Origin of the sequence: Mesorhizobium sp. CA7, assembly GCF_020165015.1 — a bacterium.
Classification (GTDB): domain Bacteria; phylum Pseudomonadota; class Alphaproteobacteria; order Rhizobiales; family Rhizobiaceae; genus Mesorhizobium.
The window spans coordinates 86,649-103,046 of record NZ_JAIUHH010000009.1 but is presented as its reverse complement, the minus strand read 5'-3'; the positions used below and the strand labels follow the sequence as shown (position 1 = coordinate 103,046).

The 16,398-nt window shown below is 62.5% G+C and carries 22 protein-coding genes and 1 other RNA gene; 8 read left to right on the top strand and 15 right to left on the bottom strand.

The window, feature by feature from the left end; translation table 11 throughout:
* Positions 1 to 18 precede the first annotated feature (18 nt).
* Positions 19 to 768: a YebC/PmpR family DNA-binding transcriptional regulator gene (locus LB552_RS17735; protein ID WP_224608798.1), complete on the bottom strand. Its 750-nt coding sequence runs from the start codon at positions 766 to 768 to the stop codon at positions 19 to 21.
* Between the two features lie 203 nt (positions 769 to 971).
* A complete protein-coding gene (locus LB552_RS17730) occupies positions 972 to 1,295 on the bottom strand; it encodes an ArsR/SmtB family transcription factor (RefSeq protein ID WP_224608795.1) in 324 nt (107 codons plus the stop codon).
* A gap of 51 nt (positions 1,296 to 1,346) precedes the next feature.
* Between LB552_RS17730 and LB552_RS17725 the strand changes: the two genes are divergently transcribed.
* The 4 genes from LB552_RS17725 to LB552_RS17710 are packed head-to-tail and all read left to right on the top strand — an operon-like array spanning position 1,347 to position 3,150.
* On the top strand, positions 1,347 to 1,829 hold the full coding sequence (locus tag LB552_RS17725) for an SRPBCC domain-containing protein (protein ID WP_224608791.1): 483 nt from the start codon (positions 1,347 to 1,349) through the stop codon (positions 1,827 to 1,829).
* Between the two features lie 44 nt (positions 1,830 to 1,873).
* The gene (locus LB552_RS17720; protein ID WP_224608788.1) at positions 1,874 to 2,266 is read left to right on the top strand and encodes a VOC family protein; all 393 of its coding nucleotides are present in this window, start codon (positions 1,874 to 1,876) and stop codon (positions 2,264 to 2,266) included.
* Positions 2,267 to 2,296: 30 nt separating this feature from the next.
* Positions 2,297 to 2,659: a VOC family protein gene (locus LB552_RS17715; protein ID WP_224608785.1), complete on the top strand. Its 363-nt coding sequence runs from the start codon at positions 2,297 to 2,299 to the stop codon at positions 2,657 to 2,659.
* A gap of 23 nt (positions 2,660 to 2,682) precedes the next feature.
* Complete coding sequence (locus tag LB552_RS17710; RefSeq protein ID WP_224608783.1) at positions 2,683 to 3,150, top strand: SRPBCC family protein; 468 nt, start codon at positions 2,683 to 2,685, stop codon at positions 3,148 to 3,150.
* A 4-nt stretch (positions 3,151 to 3,154) separates the two neighbouring features.
* Here LB552_RS17710 and LB552_RS17705 read toward each other — a convergent pair whose 3' ends face one another.
* The 8 genes from LB552_RS17705 to ssrS all read right to left on the bottom strand — a co-directional run bounded on the left by LB552_RS17705 (position 3,155) and on the right by ssrS (position 6,955).
* Positions 3,155 to 3,445: a BrnA antitoxin family protein gene (locus LB552_RS17705; protein WP_224608780.1), complete on the bottom strand. Its 291-nt coding sequence runs from the start codon at positions 3,443 to 3,445 to the stop codon at positions 3,155 to 3,157.
* Positions 3,426 to 3,713, bottom strand: coding sequence for a BrnT family toxin (locus LB552_RS17700; RefSeq protein ID WP_224608777.1), 288 nt, complete (start codon positions 3,711 to 3,713; stop codon positions 3,426 to 3,428). Before LB552_RS17700 ends, LB552_RS17705 begins: the two co-directional genes overlap by 20 nt.
* Positions 3,714 to 3,766: 53 nt before the next feature.
* Positions 3,767 to 4,534 (bottom strand): TerC family protein, encoded by a 768-nt coding sequence (locus LB552_RS17695; protein ID WP_095767249.1) that lies wholly within the window; start codon positions 4,532 to 4,534, stop codon positions 3,767 to 3,769.
* A gap of 79 nt (positions 4,535 to 4,613) precedes the next feature.
* Positions 4,614 to 5,438 (bottom strand): YmdB family metallophosphoesterase, encoded by an 825-nt coding sequence (locus LB552_RS17690; protein ID WP_224608774.1) that lies wholly within the window; start codon positions 5,436 to 5,438, stop codon positions 4,614 to 4,616.
* Positions 5,435 to 5,770 carry a helix-turn-helix domain-containing protein gene (locus tag LB552_RS17685; RefSeq protein ID WP_224608771.1) on the bottom strand — a complete coding sequence of 112 codons (336 nt, stop codon included), beginning with the start codon at positions 5,768 to 5,770 and terminating at the stop codon, positions 5,435 to 5,437. The genes LB552_RS17690 and LB552_RS17685 overlap by 4 nt, the downstream gene beginning before the upstream one ends.
* The gene (locus LB552_RS17680) at positions 5,748 to 6,026 is read right to left on the bottom strand and encodes a BrnT family toxin (protein ID WP_224608768.1); all 279 of its coding nucleotides are present in this window, start codon (positions 6,024 to 6,026) and stop codon (positions 5,748 to 5,750) included. Before LB552_RS17680 ends, LB552_RS17685 begins: the two co-directional genes overlap by 23 nt.
* A gap of 46 nt (positions 6,027 to 6,072) precedes the next feature.
* Positions 6,073 to 6,654: a 5-formyltetrahydrofolate cyclo-ligase gene (locus LB552_RS17675; protein WP_224608766.1), complete on the bottom strand. Its 582-nt coding sequence runs from the start codon at positions 6,652 to 6,654 to the stop codon at positions 6,073 to 6,075.
* 145 nt (positions 6,655 to 6,799) lie between these two features.
* A non-coding RNA gene (gene ssrS / locus LB552_RS17670) (6S RNA) lies at positions 6,800 to 6,955 on the bottom strand.
* A 161-nt stretch (positions 6,956 to 7,116) separates the two neighbouring features.
* On the opposite strand from ssrS, the gene LB552_RS17665 reads away from it, so the two are divergent.
* The 4 genes from LB552_RS17665 (at position 7,117) to msrB (ending at position 10,177) form a co-directional block, all read left to right on the top strand.
* Positions 7,117 to 7,956, top strand: coding sequence for an AAA family ATPase (locus LB552_RS17665; RefSeq protein ID WP_095767244.1), 840 nt, complete (start codon positions 7,117 to 7,119; stop codon positions 7,954 to 7,956).
* A 78-nt stretch (positions 7,957 to 8,034) separates the two neighbouring features.
* Positions 8,035 to 8,481, top strand: coding sequence for a GNAT family N-acetyltransferase (locus LB552_RS17660; protein WP_224602180.1), 447 nt, complete (start codon positions 8,035 to 8,037; stop codon positions 8,479 to 8,481).
* A 7-nt stretch (positions 8,482 to 8,488) separates the two neighbouring features.
* Positions 8,489 to 9,679 (top strand): vWA domain-containing protein, encoded by a 1,191-nt coding sequence (locus LB552_RS17655; protein WP_224608763.1) that lies wholly within the window; start codon positions 8,489 to 8,491, stop codon positions 9,677 to 9,679.
* 93 nt (positions 9,680 to 9,772) lie between these two features.
* A complete protein-coding gene (gene msrB, locus LB552_RS17650; RefSeq protein ID WP_224528136.1) occupies positions 9,773 to 10,177 on the top strand; it encodes a peptide-methionine (R)-S-oxide reductase MsrB in 405 nt (134 codons plus the stop codon).
* 62 nt (positions 10,178 to 10,239) lie between these two features.
* On the opposite strand, the gene LB552_RS17645 is transcribed toward msrB, so the two are convergent.
* From LB552_RS17645 to LB552_RS17625, 5 genes are all read right to left on the bottom strand, one after another.
* Complete coding sequence (locus tag LB552_RS17645; RefSeq protein WP_095767241.1) at positions 10,240 to 10,536, bottom strand: hypothetical protein; 297 nt, start codon at positions 10,534 to 10,536, stop codon at positions 10,240 to 10,242.
* Between the two features lie 10 nt (positions 10,537 to 10,546).
* Positions 10,547 to 10,987 carry a hypothetical protein gene (locus LB552_RS17640; RefSeq protein ID WP_140841746.1) on the bottom strand — a complete coding sequence of 147 codons (441 nt, stop codon included), beginning with the start codon at positions 10,985 to 10,987 and terminating at the stop codon, positions 10,547 to 10,549.
* Between the two features lie 22 nt (positions 10,988 to 11,009).
* Positions 11,010 to 11,270 (bottom strand): DUF2312 domain-containing protein, encoded by a 261-nt coding sequence (locus LB552_RS17635; RefSeq protein WP_095767239.1) that lies wholly within the window; start codon positions 11,268 to 11,270, stop codon positions 11,010 to 11,012.
* Between the two features lie 267 nt (positions 11,271 to 11,537).
* Positions 11,538 to 14,996, bottom strand: a complete 3,459-nt coding sequence (pyc, locus tag LB552_RS17630; RefSeq protein WP_224608761.1) for a pyruvate carboxylase — start codon at positions 14,994 to 14,996, stop codon at positions 11,538 to 11,540.
* A gap of 270 nt (positions 14,997 to 15,266) precedes the next feature.
* Positions 15,267 to 16,382, bottom strand: a complete 1,116-nt coding sequence (locus LB552_RS17625) for a branched-chain amino acid ABC transporter substrate-binding protein (protein WP_224608758.1) — start codon at positions 16,380 to 16,382, stop codon at positions 15,267 to 15,269.
* Positions 16,383 to 16,398: the final 16 nt, after the last annotated feature.

Genomic DNA, 16,398 nt, shown 5'->3' with positions numbered 1-16,398 from the left:
ATCGTATCGCGTGGCCGGTCAGGCCGCGCTGAGCTTGGCCATCGTCTCGTCGTCGACCTCGAAATTGGCGTAGACGCTCTGCACGTCGTCATCGTCCTCGAGGGTGGCGACCAGCTTCATCAGCGACTGCGCCCGCTCTTCGTCGACCGGGACGTTGTTCTGCGGCTGCCAGATCGGCTTGACCGATTCCGCCTCGCCGAGCGCGGCCTCGAGCGACTTCGAAACGTCGCCGAGATTCTCGAAGGCGCAATAGATGGTGTGGCCTTCCTCGTCCGATTCCACGTCATCGGCGCCGGCCTCGATCGCGGCTTCCATCACCTTGTCGGCGCTGCCGGCCGAGGCCGGGTAATAGATCTCGCCGACGCGGTTCCACATGAACGACACCGAGCCGGTTTCGCCGAGCGCTCCGCCGGCCTTGGTGAAGGCGGCGCGCACATTGGAGGCCGAGCGGTTGCGGTTGTCGGTCAGCACTTCCACGATCAGCGCCACGCCGCCGGGGCCGTAGCCTTCGTAGCGCACCGCCTCGTAGTTCTCGCCGTCGCCCGTGGACGCCTTGTTGATGGCGCGCTGGATGTTGTCCTTCGGCATCGACACCGCCTTGGCGTTCTGCACGGCCAGGCGAAGCCGCGGATTCATCGATACATCGGGCGTCCCGGCCTTGGCGGCGACGGTGATCTCGCGCGCCAGCTTGGAAAACATTTTCGACCGCACCGCGTCCTGGCGACCCTTGCGGTGCATGATGTTCTTGAACTGCGAATGGCCAGCCATGGCACCCCTGTCGTGTTCGGCTAGAGCACCGCGGCGCCAAGCGAGATCGCTCGCAATCCGCAAAATGCTCGAATTCAAATTTTCAGAACGCCCCGGGCATGCCTGCTAAGGCGCGCGGCGCTCTTTGTCGGAATGGCCGGCTTATAGATAAATCGGCTCAATTCGTCCAGACGCACCGTCATGCCAACGCCGAAGAGGGCCGTTCAGCCCTCCAGATCCGACTTCAGCCGATCGAGAATGCTGATGGCGTGGCCGGCATACTGGCTGATCCAGCGGTCGTGGATCTGTTTGATCGGCACCGCATTGAGGTGGTTCCAGCGCTCGCGTCCCTCGCGCCTCGCCACCACCAGATCGGCCTCCTCCAAGACTTTCAGGTGCATCATCACCGTGCAGCGGTCCATATCCGGGAAAGCCTCGCACAGCGCGCCGGTGGTCTGCGGCTGATCCTTCAGGCGATCCAGCAATTCGCGCCGGCGCGGATGCGCCAAGGCCTTGAAAACATGGTCGTCGGAGGTTTGACTTGACATGTTATGTTTCTATAACATATCGTTTCAGGCAGCAAGGAAGGAGCTGTGGATATGTCCCTTGGTTTCAGGATTTCCGGGCGCATCGGCAAACCGGTCGCCGAGGTCTTCGACGCGGTCGTCAATCCGACAAAGCTCAGCGGCTATTTCACCACCATCGGCGGCGCCTCGGCTCCGCTTGTCACCGGCACCACTGTCACCTGGTGGAAGTCTGTACCGGTCGAAGTCGACGAGGTGACCAAGGACACGCGCATCGTGCTGCGCTGGGACGCGACAGACGCCGACGGCAAGCCCGCCTACAAGACCCGCATCGAGATGAATTTCGAGCCGCTTGAGGACGGCGGCACCTTCGTCACCATCGCTGAAGAAGGTTGGCACGAAGGCGAGGCCGGCCTGAAGAAATCCTACCTCAACTGCGAGGGCTGGTCGCAGATGCTGGCCTGCATGAAAGCCTATCTCGAATATGGCATCAATCTGCGCGACGGCTATTACCGCAGCGAGCTGCGCGGCGAGCCGGCCAACGAGACCAACATCTGAGGCCGACATTCAGGTCCCGATATTCGGCAGGAGGAGGTCGCCCGATGACGAAAGCAACGCCATTCCTGATGTTCGAGGGAAAGGCCGAGGAGGCCATGACCCTCTATTGCGAGACCATTCCGGAGAGCCGTGTGCTCGACATCACGCGCTATGGCTCGGGCGAGGACGGGGCGGAAGGAACGCTCAAGCTGGCGCGCGCATTGATCGGCGGCGTCGAGGTCAGGATCTACAACAGCCCCGTCCACCACGCCTTCACCTTCACGCCGTCCTTTTCCTTCTTTGTCGACTGCTCGTCCGAAGAGGAGCTCGAGCGGATCGTCGGCGTTCTTTCCAAGGACGGCGGCTTCCTGATGCCGACCGGCAATTACGGCTTCAGCCAGCGTTTCGCCTGGCTCAACGACCGGTTCGGCGTCTCCTGGCAGATCAACCTGCCGTAACGACATCCAACGCAACCGAGAGGATCGGCAATGGACACCGAGATTACCGGCGGCATCAACATCGCCATGAAGGTGCCCTCGCACCAATACGAGGCAACGATCGCCTTCTATCGCGATGTTGTGGGGTTGAAGCCATTTACGGCCAAGGCGCCGGCGATCGGTTTCGAACTTGGTCCCAATCGCCTCTGGATCGACGAGGCGCCGATGATGAGTCAGGCTGAAGTCTGGCTGGAGCTTTTCACACCGGATTTCAAGAGCGCGGCCTCGCATCTTGCCAAGGCCGGTGTCGTGCGCTGCGACGCAATAGAGCGTTTGGGTGAAGGCTTCCGTGGCGGCTGGATCACCAGCCCGGCTAACATCATTCACCTGGTGCGTGAGCCGGACGCCTGGTGAATCCTGCCGGAAAGGAGAACCGTATGGAGCTCAGAGAATCTCCCATCGCCGAAACCGCCATGCTGATCCGTCGGCCGGTCGCCGAGGTGTTCGAAGCGATCGTCGATCCGGCGGTCACCACGAAATTCTGGTTTACGCATTCCAGCGGTCGCCTGAATGAGGGCAAGCCGGTCGAATGGGAATGGCGCATGTATGGCGTCTCGACCAAGGTCGAGGTGAGCGAGATCGTCCCCAACGAGAAGATCGTCATGCAGTGGAGCGATCCGCCGACCACCGTCGTCTGGACATTCACCGAGATGCCGGATGAAGCGACCTTTCTCGAAATCCGCAATTTCGGCTTCGCCGGTTCCGCCGACGAACAGGTCAAGCAGGCGGTCGAATCCACCGGCGGCTTCTCACTGGTGCTGGCCGGCGCCAAGACCTGGCTGGAACAGGGCCTGACGCTCGGCCTGATCGCCGACCGTCACCCGAAGGGCATTTCGCCCAAATAAAAGGCTAGGATCGACGCCTCTCCTGCTCCGTCACATAACGCCGGAGCACCCGGTTGATTTCCGTTTGATAACCACCGCCCTTTTCTACGTGCTGTCTGAACCAGGCGAGCACATCAGCATCAAGGCGAATGGTGACAGGTTGTTTGAGGGGCCGGTAGAGGTCTCCTCGGCGAGCATGAGCCCAGTTCTCCGCTGGCGCTTCCGGAATATCGAAAGTATCGATCTGATCGTCAGGCAGATCAGCCAGCTTGGCCAGTTGATCACGCTGATCCTTGCTAAGGTCCTTCCTGCTCATAGTGCCTCCTTTCATGTGGGGTGGCCTTGCGAGCGCCGACAATTCTAACACGTTCTTCGTCTGCTACGATCGGATACGTGTGAACAACGAGCAGGATCACCTGAGTTCCGACCATACCGATCGCATGCCAACGCTGTTCCCCATCTTCAAAACGATCGGGCACAATCAGATGGAGCGGATCGTCGAAAACCTTCTTCGCGAGATCAAAGGCGACGCCATGTTTGGCAAGGTTGCGCCGCGCCTTCTCGGGATCCCACTCGAACCGCATCGCGTTCCCTTGGCATACAAATATGTACGTACAAATCTGTAAGAGTCAAGTTCTCAGTGCCCCTCGCCCGACCCCTGCCTCTTACGCCGTCGCGCCAGCATGTTGAGGCCTTCGACCAGCGCGGAAAAGCCCATGGCGGCGTAGATGTATCCCTTGGGCACATGATAGCCCATGCCGTCGGCGATCAGCGTCATGCCGATCATCAAAAGGAAGCCGAGCGCCAGCATGACGATAGAGGGGTTCCTGGCGATGAAATTGGCAAGCGGCGTCGCCGCCAGCATCATCGCGCTCACCGCCACGATCACCGCGATATACATGATGGCGATCTCGTCGGTCATGCCGACGGCAGTGATGATGGAATCGATCGAGAACACGAGGTCGAGCAGGAGGATTTGGAAGATCGCTCCGGCAAGGCTCATCTGCAGTGTGCCGCCGACCATCGTGTCCTGATGATCCTGCGGGTCGACCGTGTGATGGATTTCCTTGGTCGCCTTCCAGACCAGGAACAGGCCGCCGGCGATCAGGATCAGGTCGCGCCAGGAAAAGCCGTGGCCGAGGGCAGTAAACACCGGCGTCGTCAATTGCACGATGATCGAGATCGTGGCGAGCAGGATCAGTCGCATGATCAGCGCCGCCGAAATGCCCAGCCGGCGTGCGCGGGCGCGCTGCGCCTCCGGCAGCTTGTTGGTCAGGATCGAGATGAAGATCAGATTGTCGATGCCGAGCACAATCTCGAGCACCACCAGCGTCAAAAGCGCGACCCACGCAGTCGGATCGGAAACAAAATGAAAGTGCGGCGCCAGAAATTCGACAAGCTGCATGAAGGTCGTCCCCTCTACGATCTAGAGCAGTTTCGCGGGTTTCGTCGCCAGTTAGGTATTGATCTCGCTTATATCAATGTCACGTCCAGAAGGACGGCGCCGTTTCTTCCAGCCGCGGTCCGCGACGAAACGGCGCGATTTTTTCGGCAAGCCCGGTGCGGTCCGAAATATCGACGCCGACGCCGCAGAGCGTCGCGGGCCCTGAGGAGGCCTCGAAACGGCCCTTCGGCACCTTGGAAAGGAACCGGTTCAGCGGCTCTTCCTTGTCCATGCCGAGCGAGGAATCATAATCGCCGCACATGCCGGCGTCCGAAATATAGGCGGTGCCGCCGTTGAGGATCTGATGGTCGGCGGTCGGCTGATGTGTATGCGTGCCGACCACCAGGCTGGCGCGACCATCAACGAAATGCGCGAAGCACATCTTCTCCGAGGTCGCCTCGGCGTGGAAATCGATGATGGCCGCATCGGCCTGCTCGCCGAGCGGGCAGGCGGCAAGCTCACGCTCGCCGGCCTGGAAAGGGTCGTCGAGCTCGGGATGCATGAAGACGCGGCCCATGATGTTGGCGACCAGCACGCGCGCGCCATTGCGGGCGATGTAGACGCCCGAGCCGCGGCCCGGCGTGCCCCTGGGAAAATTGGAGGGACGCAGGAAGCGCTCCTCGCGCGGCGCGAAGATCAGCGCATCGCGCTGATCCCAGACGTGGTTGCCGGTGGTGACGACATCCGCGCCGGCCGCGAGCGTCTCGCGAAAGATCTCTTCGGTGATGCCGAAGCCGCCGGCCGCGTTCTCGCCATTGACGATGACGAAATCGAGCTTGAAGTCGGAAATCAGCCCCGGCAGCTGCTCCCAGACTGCCGTGCGCCCCGTCTTGCCAACCATGTCGCCGAGAAAGAGAAGTCTCATGCGGCGCTGCGCGTACCGAGCGCCCGCGACACCGTATCCGGCTCCTTGGCGATGACCTGCAAATAGGCCTGTGCCGCCTGGTCCGGCTCTGTTCTGCCCTGCTCCCAGTCTCTAAGCGTGCCGAGCGGAATGCGATAGCGGACGGAAAATTCCTCCTGGGTAAGATGCAAGGCCCGGCGGATCACTTTGACACGGGCAACAGATGCCACTCCCGGCCGATCCGTGCTGAGCGGTGGATGGTCCTTATCCGCCAGGGCGCCAGCCTCCGCCTCCGCGTCGCTCATGCTGCGCAGACGCTCCCAATCGGATTCAGTCCCTGCGTGCTTGGTCATATGCTTTCTGCTCATGGCGCGTCGCCTTTCTGGCGGAGATCAGTCTTATTCGGTCGCCGCGTTCAGTGTAAACCACCGTCAGCACCAATCCATTGACGATTCCGATGCCAATGAAGCGCTCCTCTTCGTAATCCATGGAGCGATCCGAAGCAGAGCACGGATGTCGTCGAACAAGGCGTTTGGCATCCGCAAATGCCACACCGTGCTTGGCAAGATTGCTCGTCGCCTTCTGGTCGTCCCATTCGAATTCAAGCATGCCAGCCTACTGGATTTCAGTAGTATTTGCCAGGTGGGCGCCCGCGTCAAGTCGCGAACCGACGCAACCCGCTCTCGGTCAGTATTTCCGGAATGATGACGTCATGGTTCTCATCCGGTACCCGCTCGACTTCTTGGCAATCGAAGGCGATGCCAATCAGCCTCGGCGTGATGCCCTTGTTGGCCAACCTGGCAATGGCGCGGTCGTAATAGCCGGCGCCGTAGCCGATACGGTGGCCGCGGCCGTCGAAGGCGGCGAGCGGCACCAGCATGAGCGTCGGGTCGAGCACTTCCGCCTCTTCATGCGGCCCGACCGTGCCGAATCCCATCTCGACCATCGGCGCGCCGCGCACCAGCTCGCGAAAGACGATCGTGGTCTTGTCGATGATCGCCGGCAGGCAGAGCCTTGCGCCCTTCTCGCGCAGCGCGAACATCAGCGGCCGCACATCGACCTCGGAGCGCATCGGCCAGAAGCCGGAGACGACCCGGCCGGGTTCAAAGTCGATTTTTTCCTTCGCGGTCTCGGCCATCTCGAGCGCGATCTCGACGCGCCAGAACTCGTCGAGCGCATCGCGGCGCGCCAGCGCCTCCTTGCGAAGCTGTTTTTTCAGGTCTTTGGAAGGTGACATGCGCCGACGCTAGAAAGGGTCAGATTTGGATGGAGATTTAGGAGCGACGCTTTCTAGCGCAATTCCAGAAAAAATGCGCCGCGGTTTTTCCGTCCGGAATTGCGTCAAAACGGAGAGAAGGCGCTTGTCTCCCAAAACGGGAGAGCGACGATCCACACAACCGGTGGAGAGGTCGATCCCGGGTGCCTACAAAGTAGGTGGGCGCCGTGTGAGAAAACCCACGGGTCTTCCCAGGGACAGCTCCCTAAGGATCGATAAGGCCCCGGGGATAAGTTTCTCCTGCCGGGAAGCGCAGACCGCCGTCGACAAATATAGGCCGATGATTAGCCGTGCGCCAGAGAAACGGGTCACCATTTGCGCATAATTCGTCTTGCGGACCGTCCCGATGGGAAGCTGTCCGGCAACCGCCCTTGCGCGGCCCGTCCAGCCTCCTTACGGTCCGCCGCACGGACAGGAGAAAAGATGCGTTTCGAAGGCACTGCGGCTTACGTTGCCGACAAGGATCTGATGGTTGCGGTCAACGCCGCGATCGCGCTGGAGCGGCCCTTGCTGGTCAAGGGCGAGCCCGGCACCGGCAAGACCGAGCTTGCCCGCCAGGTGGCTTCGGCGCTCGGGCTCGAGTTCATCGAATGGAACGTCAAATCGACCACCAAGGCGCAGCAGGGCCTCTATGAATATGACGCCGTCTCGCGGTTGCGCGACAGCCAACTCGGCGACGAGCGCTTCAACGACATCGCCAATTACATCAAGCGCGGCAAGCTGTGGGATGCCTTCGCTGCGCAGAAAAAAGTCGTGCTTTTGATCGACGAAATCGACAAGGCCGACATCGAATTCCCCAACGACCTCCTGCAGGAGCTCGACCGGATGGAGTTCTTCGTCTACGAGACCGGCGAGACGATCCGCGCCGAGTTTCGGCCCATCGTCATCATCACCTCGAACAATGAGAAGGAACTGCCGGACGCCTTCCTGCGCCGCTGCTTCTTCCACTATATCCGCTTCCCCGACATCGACACGCTGCACCGGATCGTCGAGGTGCATTATCCCGGCATCAAGCAGAATTTGGTGCGGGCGGCACTGAGCCAGTTCTACGAGATCCGCGATGTGCCGGGTCTGAAAAAGAAGCCGTCGACCTCCGAAGCGCTCGACTGGATCCGCCTTTTGGTCGCCGACGACATCGCGCCCGAAGACCTGCGCGCCGATCCGAAGAACATGCTGCCGAAGCTGCATGGCGCGCTGCTCAAGAACGAGCAGGACGTGCACCTGTTCGAGCGCCTGGCCTTCATGGCCAGACGGCAGCAATAGCGCTTTCTCCGGCTGTGGACCGTTGCCGGCAATCGGTCGCTGCCGCAGCTTCGGACCGAAAGCACTGGAGGAGAAAAGATGTCCGAGATCGCCATTCGCCCGTTCGCGCAGTCCGACCACGCCGACTGGCGGCGCTTGTGGACTGCCTACCTCACCTTCTACGAGACCAAGCTGCCGGACGAGGTCTACGACGTCACCTGGAAGCGTTTGTTCACGGCAGGCGAATTCGAGCCGAAAGGTTTCATCGCCACGTTCGACGGCAAGGCGGTTGGGCTGACCCACTACCTCTACCATCGCTCCTGCTGGTCACTGGTCAACAACTGCTACCTGCAGGATCTGTTCGCCGATCCGGAGGTGCGCGGCAAAGGCGTGGGCGCGGCGCTGATCAAAGCGGTGCGGGACGAGGCCGGCAAGATCGGCGTCAAGAATGTCTACTGGATGACGCACGAGACCAACGCCACCGCGCGCCGGCTCTACGACCATGTGGCGCGGCGGACCGGATTCATCGAGTACGATTTGCTATAAGGGACTGATGTTCATCCCCTTCTTCCTAGAACTGAAAGCCGCGCGGATTCCTGTTTCGCTCAGGGAATATCTGTCGCTGCTGGAAGGGCTGGAGGCCGGGCTGGTCGACTATGACGTCGAGGCTTTCTACTACCTCGCGCGCTCGGCCCTGGTGAAGGACGAGCGTCATATCGATCGTTTCGACCAGGTCTTCGCGCATGTCTTCAAGGGTGTCGAGGCGCTCGGCGGCCCCGATGCCGTCGATGTCGTCAACATCCCCGAGGAATGGCTGCGCCGTTTGGCTGAAAAGCATCTGACCGAGGAGGAAAAGAAGCTGGTCGAAGCGCTTGGCGGTTTCGACAAGCTGATGGAGACCTTGAAGCAGCGCCTCGAGGAGCAAAAGGGGCGCCACCAGGGCGGCTCGAAATGGATCGGCACCGGCGGCACCTCGCCCTTCGGCGCCTATGGCTACAACCCCGAAGGGGTTCGCATCGGCCAGCATGAAAGCCGCCATCGCCGCGCGGTGAAGGTCTGGGACAAGCGCGAATTCCGGAACTTCGACGACACCGTCGAGCTCGGCACCCGCAACATCAAGGTGGCACTGAAGCGGCTGCGCCGCTGGGTGCGCGAGGGCGCCGAGGAAGAGTTCGACCTGCCCGGCACCATCCACGCCACCGCGGAGCACGGCTATCTCGACGTCAAGACCCGGCCCGAGCGGCGCAATGCCGTGAAGCTTCTGATGTTCTTCGACGTCGGCGGCTCGATGGATGACCATATACGCGGCGTCGAGGAACTGTTTTCCGCCGCGCGCGCCGAGTTCCGCCAGCTCGAATATTTCTACTTCCATAACTGCCTTTACGAGCGCGTCTGGAAGGACAATCGCCGGCGGCTGGCCGAGACGATCCCGACCTTCGACCTCCTCCACAAATACGGGCCGGACTACAAGGTGATCGTTGTCGGCGACGCCTCGATGAGCCCTTACGAGATTGCCCATCCGGGTGGCTCGGTCGAGCACTGGAATCCGGAGGCCGGAAGCGTGTGGCTGGCCCGCCTGCTGCAGCAATGGCCGAACGCGATATGGCTCAATCCCGAAGCTGAGAAGAACTGGCGCTACACGCACTCGATCCAGTTGATCGGCGATATCTTCGGCGGCCGCATGTTCCCGCTGACATTGGCCGGGCTCGAAGCTGCGACCAAGCAGTTGTCGCGCAAGCACTAGCTCGCTTTCGCTGGCGGCATTTGTAACAGATGCCTATGTTTGTGCGAATAACCGTTGCAAGCAACAACGAGCCGCCAAGGCCGAGGAGATTTCATGGACACCCACGCCTATCCCGTCACCCGCACCGATGCCGAGTGGCGCGCCCGGCTGACGCCGGAGCAGTATGCCGTGATGCGCAACCACGGCACCGAGCGCCCCGGCAGCTGCGCCCTGCTCTACGAAAAGCGCGCCGGCACCTTCTATTGCGTCGGCTGCGACCAGCCACTGTTCGAATCCAAGCTGAAGTTCGAGAGCGGCACCGGCTGGCCGAGCTTCAACGACCCGGTCCCGGGCTCGATCGAGACCACCGTCGACCGCAGCTACGGCATGGTCCGCACCGAATGCCATTGCGCCCGCTGCGGCAGCCATCTCGGCCATGTCTTCGAGGACGGCCCGCCGCCGACCGGCCTGCGCTACTGCATCAATGGCGTGGCGCTGCGCTTCGAGCCTGCGGTCTGATCTGGGCTTCCAGTCTTCGCAAAGGGCGGCCTCGGCCGCCCTTTTTCATGCTCCATCCGGCTCTACACAACGACCGTTGTGATCAGCCAGAGCGCGGAACCGAGCATCATCAGCTGCGCCTTGAAACCCCCGGCCTTCTCCGCGGTCCGCCAGACGGCGACCGTCAGAAAAATGGTATAGGGAACGGGGAGGAAATGCACCGCCAGCACCAGCCAGAGCGGCAGCTTCAACCCGAGCAGGACCAGCGCCAGCGCCGAAGAGGCGATGCTCAGAATGGTACCGACCAGCAGCATATCGCGCCAGAACAGCCGGTCGAGCGGAACCTGGCCTCTCCAGCGCGAACGGAAAAAATCCCTCATCGCCCGCGACCTATCGCTGCCCGAGAATTTCGGTCACGGCTTCTTCGAAGCGTGAGCATTCCCGCACCAGCCAGTCGCTCATGGCCGGCCAATTGTCCTCGGCGTAGCAGTTCACCCGCCACATCGAGTTGATGCCGAGACCTTCGCAGCTCTGCTCGGGCCTGAGCTTCAGTCTGGCCTCGATCGCCGGCTGGAACGGTTTCAGCCGCGACCAGGACTCCGTGGCGCCGAACTTCTCATTGCGCCCGAAGAACACGCCGACATGGTTCTGCGCCGGCGCGACATACATCGAGAGGACCAAAGCGAAATCCGGCAGCCCGCGCTGCCAGAACCATGGCCCGCGCCGAGCGAGCCTTTGCCTTTCTTGCGGGTGCCGTTCGGCGAACAGCGCCCAGAAGCCGCGATGGCGGAACTCCGAGGCGCGACGGCCGCCGAAGTCGAATTCGTTCATGGCCGGCCTCCGGCCACGAGGCTTACGCCATGCCGAGAGCGGCCTTGTAGAGATCGAGGATGGACTCCTCTTCCTGGCGCTCGGCCTGATCCTTCTTGCGCAGCCGCACGATGGTGCGGATCGCCTTGGTGTCGAAGCCGGTGCCCTTGGCTTCGGCATAGACATCCTTGATGTCGTCGGAGATCGTCTTCTTCTCTTCCTCGAGCCGCTCGATGCGCTCGATGATGGTGCGCAGCTGGCCGGCGGCTACAGTCTGGCTGGTCTCGGTGATTTCGTCGGCCATTTTTTCTCCGCGTCTTCTGGAGCAGTGGCGATTCCCGCCACGGCAAATTGGAGCGGGTTCACTGCCCGAGCGGGCGCGGCGGGTCAAGACACTTGTCGAGCGCCTGTGGACGGCTGGGCACATCCAAAGGTGTGCCGAGATTCAGGTCAGGCCGAGTCGAAAACGATGGATTCCGAGAACCGGCGCGGAGCGTACTTAAGTACGTGAGCGCCGGAAGCGCAGGAAGCCGGCGTTTGCAGGCCGGCCTCACCTGAATATCGGCACACCTTATTTGAATGCGATCAACAGATCCTTCGCGTCGATCTGATCGCCGGCCTTCACCAGCACCTCGGCGATCTCGCCGTCGCGTTCGGCATGCAGCGCGGTTTCCATCTTCATCGCCTCGATCGAAAGCAGCACGTCGCCCGCCTTGACCGCCTGTCCGGGCGCGACGGCAAGCGCCGATACGACGCCGGGCATCGGCGCGCCGACATGTCCCTCATTGCCGGGCTCGGCCTTGCGGCGTGCCTTGGCCGCGGAAGCGCCATGCGCCCTGTCCGGCACCTTGACGCGGCGTGGCTGGCCGTTGAGCTCGAAGAACACGGTGACCATGCCCTTGTCGTCGACATCGCCGAACGCCTGGCAGCGCACCACCAGCGTCTTGCCCTTCTCAATGTCGAGGAAGATCTCGTCTTCCGGCTTCATGCCGTAGAAATAGGTCGGCGTCGGCAGCACGCTCACCGGCCCGTAGGTCTCCTGCGCGGCGGCGAAGTCGGTGAACACCTTCGGATACATCAGCCAGGAGGCGAATTCGTATTCGGACAGCTTTCGGTCGAGCTTGCCCTCGATGTCCTTGCGGCTCGCCTTGAGGTCAGCGGGCTTTAGCAGGGAGCCCGGTCGAACCGTAATCGGCTTCTCGCCCTTCAGCGCCTTCTTCTGCAGCGCAGCCGGCCAGCCGCCAGGCGACTGGCCGAGATCGCCGCGCAGCATCGACACGACGGAGTCCGGGAAGGCGATGTCCTTGGCCGGGTTCTCGACATCGGCGACGGTGAGATCCTGGCTGACCATCATCAGCGCCATGTCGCCGACCACCTTGGACGAGGGCGTCACCTTGACGATGTCGCCGAACATCAGGTTGACGTCGTGATAGGCCTGCGCCACCTCATGCCAGCGCGTCTCGAGCCCGAGCGAGCGCGCCTGTTCCTTGAGGTTAGTGAACTGGCCGCCGGGCATCTCGTGCAGGTAGACTTCCGAGGCAGGTCCCTTGAGATCGCTCTCGAAGGCGGCGTACTGGTTGCGCACCGCTTCCCAGTAGAAGGAAATGCGGCGGATCCATTGCGGATCGAGACCGGGGTCGCGCTCGGTGCCCTTCAGCGCCTCGACGATCGAGCCGAGGCAGGGCTGTGAGGTGTTGCCGGAGAAGGAATCCATCGCTGCGTCGATAGCGTCGGCGCCGCTCTCCACCGCCGCCAGCACCGTTGCCGCCGACAGCCCTGACGTGTCGTGCGTGTGGAAATGGATCGGCAGGTCGGTCGCCTCGCGCAGCGCCTTGAACAGCACGCGCGCCGCGGCCGGCTTCAACAGGCCGGCCATGTCCTTGACGGCGATGATATGCGCGCCGGCCGCCTCCAGCTCCTTGGCCAGCCCGACGTAGTATTTGAGGTCGTATTTGGCGCGCGCCGGATCGAGGATGTCCCCGGTGTAGCACATCGCCGCCTCGACCAGCTTGCCCTCGGCGCCGACCGCGTCCATGGCGACACGCATGTTCTCGACCCAGTTAAGGCAGTCGAAGACGCGGAACAGATCGACACCGCCCGCCGCCGCTTGGGCGACGAAATGCTGGACGACATTGTCGGGATAATTGGTGTAGCCGACGCCGTTGGCGCCGCGCAAAAGCATCTGCAGCAGAAGGTTGGGCGCCGCCTCGCGCACTTTGCTCAGCCGCTCCCACGGATCCTCGGTGAGGAAGCGCATGGCGACGTCGAACGTCGCGCCGCCCCAGCATTCCAGCGACAAGAGCTGCGGCAATGCCCGCGCATAGGTGCCGGCGATGCCGGCGATGTCATAGGTGCGCATGCGCGTGGCGAGCAGCGACTGGTGGCCGTCGCGCATCGTCGTATCGGTGACCAGCACCTGGCGCTGCTCTCGCATCCAGGCCGCGAATTTCTCGGGGCCAAGCGCATCGAGCCTCTGCTTGCTGCCGTCCGGAACATGGCCGTTGAGATAGGGCACCACGGGTGCGGCCGCATTCGCCTTCGGCATCGGCCGGCCGCGCGTCTCCGGATGGCCGTTGACGCTTACGTCGGCGAGGTAGTTGAGCAGCTTGGTGGCGCGGTCCTGCCGCTTCACCTGCTCGAACAGTTCCGGCGTCGTGTCGATGAACCTGGTCGTGTAGGAATTGTCGGCGAAGCGCGAGTGGTTGATGATCGCTTCGAGGAAGGTGAGGTTGGTGGCGACGCCGCGGATGCGGAACTCGCGCAGCGCCCGGTTCATGCGCGAGATCGCCTCGCCGGGCGTCGGCGCCCAGGCCGTCACCTTTTCGAGCAGCGGATCGTAGAAGCGGGTGATGACCGCGCCCGAATAGGCGGTGCCGCCGTCGAGCCGGATGCCGAAGCCGGCCGCCTCGCGATAGGCGGTGATGCGGCCATAATCCGGGATGAAATTGTGCTCCGGATCCTCGGTGGTGATGCGGCATTGCAGCGCGTGGCCGTTCAGCCTGATGTCCTTCTGCGCCGGCACGCCCGATTGCTTCGTGCCGATGGCGAAGCCGTCGAGGATGTGGATCTGCGCCTTGACGATGTCGATGCCGGTCACCTGCTCGGTGACGGTGTGCTCGACCTGGATGCGCGGATTGACCTCGATGAAATAGAACTTGCCGGTGTCGGCGTCCTGCAGAAACTCGACCGTGCCGGCGCCGATATAGCTGGTCTCGCGCGCGATCTTCAGCGCATAGCCGCAAAGCTCCTGGCGCAGTTCCTCGCTGAGATAGGGGGCCGGCGCACGCTCCACGACCTTCTGGTTGCGGCGCTGGATCGAGCAGTCGCGCTCGAACAGATGCACGGCATTGCCATGCGTGTCGCCCAGCACCTGCACCTCGACATGACGGGCGCGCTCGATCAGCTTTTCGAGATAGACCTCGTCCTTGCCGAAGGCGGCTTTGGCCTCGCGCTTGCCTTCCATCACCTCGCGCGCGAGGTCGCCCTCGGCGCGGATGGCGCGCATGCCGCGGCCGCCGCCGCCCCACGAGGCCTTGAGCATCACCGGATAGCCGATTTGCGCGGCGAGCTTCTTGACCTCGTCCATGTCGTCCGGCAGCGGATCGGTTGCCGGAACGACCGGGACGCCGACTTCAATCGCCAGGTTGCGCGCGGCGACCTTGTTGCCGAGCCGGCGCATCGTTTCCGGTTTCGGGCCGATGAAGGTGACGCCGGCCTCGGCGCAGGCCTCGGCGAATTCCGGGCTTTCCGACAGCAGGCCGTAGCCGGGATGGATGGCATCGGCGCCCGACAGCCTGGCGACCCGGATCACCTCCTCGATCGACAGGTAGCTCTCGATCGGACCCATGTCCTTGGCCAGATGCGGTCCGCGGCCGACCTGATAGCTCTCGTCGGCCTTGAAGCGGTGCAGCGAATATTTGTCCTCCTCCGCCCAGATCGCCACGGTTTTGAGGCCGAGCTCGTTGGCCGCGCGGAACACGCGGATGGCGATTTCGGACCGGTTGGCGACGAGGATCTTCGTGATGGCCAAGGAGTAGGCTCCAGCAGCGGAAGGGAGATGAACCGGCGCAATGATTAACGTGAAAATGCTGCAGCGCAAACAAATTTGCGCGACAGCTAAAACGATTTAAGTCGCCTGTTTGCGCCAAATCGTCATTGCTGTTCTTCGAACACGGATCATGGGTGGTGGATGGGTATTGCCCGAGGCGCGGCGCGGAGCTTCCGGTTGGCCTCGCCCGCAAACGAAAATGCCCGGCGCGAGCGCCGGGCATCCCCGAAAAGTCGGCTTGAGTTTGCCGGCTTATTTCTCGAAGTAGCTGTACTTGCCGTCGTCGCCCTTCTTCCATTCATAGATGACATAGTCAGGACGGGTGATGTCGCCCTTGGCGTCGTAGCCGATGTCACCGATGGCGGTCTTCCAAGTGTTGGCCCTGATCGTCTCCGCAACCTTCTGCGCGTCGTCGGCCGAGCCGGTCTTGGCGATGGCCTGGGCGATGATCTGCACCGCGGCATAGGAGTAGAGCGTGTAAGCTTCCGGCTCGAAGCCGTTGGCGCGGAACTTCTCGACCACTTCCTTGGCGGCCGGATTCTTGCGCGGATCCGGAGCGAAGGTATTGAGCGTGCCGGCAACGGCGTCGCCCGCGATCGAGGCCAGTTCGTTGGAGACGATGCCGTCGCCCGAGAACAGCGGCGCCTTCAGGCCCTGATCGGCCGACTGACGGATGATCAGGCCGGCTTCGGTGTGCAGGCCGCCCCAGTAGATGAGCGTGACGCCGTTTTCCTTCATCTTGGCGATGAGGGCCGAGAAGTCCTTGTCGCCGACATTCACGCCTTCGTACAACACTTCCGTGATGCCGTTGGCGTTGAGGTTCTTCTTGGTCTCGTCGGCGAGGCCCTGACCATAAGGCGTCTTGTCGTGGATGATGGCGATCTTGGCATCCTTGAAGTTCTTGGCGATGTAGTCGCCGGCCACCTTGCCCTGCTGGTCGTCACGACCGCAGGTGCGGAAGGTGTTCCACATGCCGCGCTCGGTGAACTTCGGGTTGGTCGCAGCCGGCGTGATCTCGAGCATGCCGTTTTCCTGGTAGACTTCCGAGGCTGGGATCGACACACCGGAGTTGAAGTGGCCGTCGACGAACTTGACGCCGTCGGCGACGAACTTGTTGGCGACCGAGATGCCCTGCTTGGGATCGGAGACATCGTCACCGATCTCGAGCTTGAGCTGCTGGCCGAGGATGCCGCCCGCCGCGTTGATGTCGGCGACCGCCTGTTCCGCGCCCTTCTGCAACTGCGCGCCGAAGGCGGCGTTCGGGCCGGTGATCGGACCGGCGACGCCGATCAGGATGTCGGCCCACGCGCTGCCGCTGAACGCGACGAACGCGGTCAGCGCCACGGCGGACAAAAGTGATTTTTTCATTGAAACGCTCCCATTT